Annotated in this window: 2 protein-coding genes; both read left to right on the forward strand. The window is 50.0% G+C overall.

The window, feature by feature from the left end:
- A partial coding sequence (locus tag ACOSYY_RS14215; RefSeq protein ID WP_421663181.1) for a phospholipase D-like domain-containing protein occupies positions 1-1651 on the forward strand: 1651 nt, incomplete at its 5' end.
- A gap of 56 nt (positions 1652-1707) precedes the next feature.
- Positions 1708-1929, forward strand: a 222-nt coding sequence (locus ACOSYY_RS14220) for a hypothetical protein (protein WP_421663182.1), incomplete at its 3' end; no start/stop codon positions are given.

Genomic DNA, 1929 nt, shown 5'->3' on the forward strand with positions numbered 1-1929 from the left:
AGACACAGTTTTTGATGCACCACCGATTACTGTCCCGGTGGCGGATTTGAGAGGCTGGCTGGTGACATTGCTTACCGGCTCACCCACTATGCTCTCTCAAGGCAATCTTCTGATACCTTTGATTGACAATAGCATCGCTTGGGAAGAACTCACCAAAACGATCAAAGCCGCTCAGGTGTCTATCAATAGCGCCCAGCTATATCTGGACGTCGGTAAAGTTTTCACGGTCTTTGTCCCGACGAATCCTGAAGCCAGCCCTCCCTTAGTTACTCATGGCGAACGTTTTGAGGACGAGATTATTAAAGCAAACTTCGCGCGCGGGATTCCGGTCCGTTTGATCATGAATGACTTCATGGGCGAACCGTATCCCATCGACTCTGCCGGTGTAGTAGAAGACTACATAAAACACGGTACAGTATTGACACCCAACACCGTAGAGATTCGACGTTTCCGCATGCCATATAATCGTGCCATGCACGCCAAGTTCACGATTATCGACGGCGAAATAGCCATTATGAATGCCTCACCCATTTTGCAGGAGTATTTCGACGATACGACGCATTTCGTAGATGATCCGCGCCGCGGCAGCATGTCCTTTCCAAAGAACTCGATCAAGATTCCAGTGCATGATGTCAGTTGTTCGATCCAAGGCCCGGCATTAGAACACTTAGAAGAGATCTTCGCCCTCCTGTGGTGGAAAACAGGAGGAACTGAGGTAGGCGTGACTTCGCCTATTCCGCCAACGGCCACCAATACATCGGTACAGATCGTGCGTACTCTCCCGGGTGGTACCTTCTTTTCGTCACCTTTCGATGTTCCAAAGGGCGAACTTGGAATCCTCGAGGCCTATCAGCGCGCTATCGCCGAGGCCAAGGATTACATCTACCTCGAAAATCAGTATTTCACAGAACCCTTAATCGCTCGTGCATTGCTCGCGGCACTTAGGGATGGGTCCCGACCAGAGTTAAGGGTTATTATCCTGGTAAATAATGTTGTGGATATTCCTGGATACCAAGGATTGCAGACTAGATTGATCGGCCAGTTACTGAACGATGCAGAAAAACACGGTGTACGCGACCGACTGGGTGTGTTTACTCGATGGACTCACGACGCCAAATCCTCACCGCAACGCATCATTCGCAATTACATCCACTCTAAGGTCGGCATTGTGGACAACAAATGGGCCACGATCGGTAGCGCCAATCTGGATGGAGTATCTCTGCACGTCAGTCAACATATTGCGTTTTTCTATTCAACAAGCGACATGTTAGAAGAACGGGCGGTGGAGCTGAATACTGTGCTGTACAACGGTGTGGATGGGCAACCGTTCACCACAGTTCCCGATGAACTCCGTCGCGATCTGTGGGCCGAGCACTTGGGTGTAGATCGAGACGATAGTCTTATTAAGGCGTCAACGATGGGTTCCAACAATGGAGCGAACTGGCTCAACCTTTGGAATACCAAAGCCGAAGAAAAAGCAAAGGGTCTCAGCAAATCGCCACTGACCCACGAACAGGCTAGCATTCTAAAGTGGCTTGCAATCAAAGATCCGGAGAAGTATCTGGCGATTCTTGGCGTCAAGGAGAGCAAAGACCTGAAGATCGAAACTGAAATTAGGGACTTTGACTTCAAAACAGGGAAATGGGCGTAGCTGAGCTTCTGACTGCTTGGGGCAAGTGGAAAGTGAGATAGAAAGGACGCGAATTTATGGCCAGTACGCTCGACATTCTAAGTATAGAAATCGCCAAGTTGCTCCTGCCTCTACGGAGCGGCTTCTCCAGCCCGGAGCAAGCCGAGGCACTCTTGCGGCTCTTAGGCTGGCGCCTACCTCCAGGTGTTGAAGAAATCGGATTGATAAGGATCCGTATACAGCCTTTGGTCGACAAACTGCAGGTCGTCTTAAATTCCTCGCCAGACGAAAAAGACGAC

This window comes from Nitrospira sp. BLG_2 (assembly GCF_049222245.1).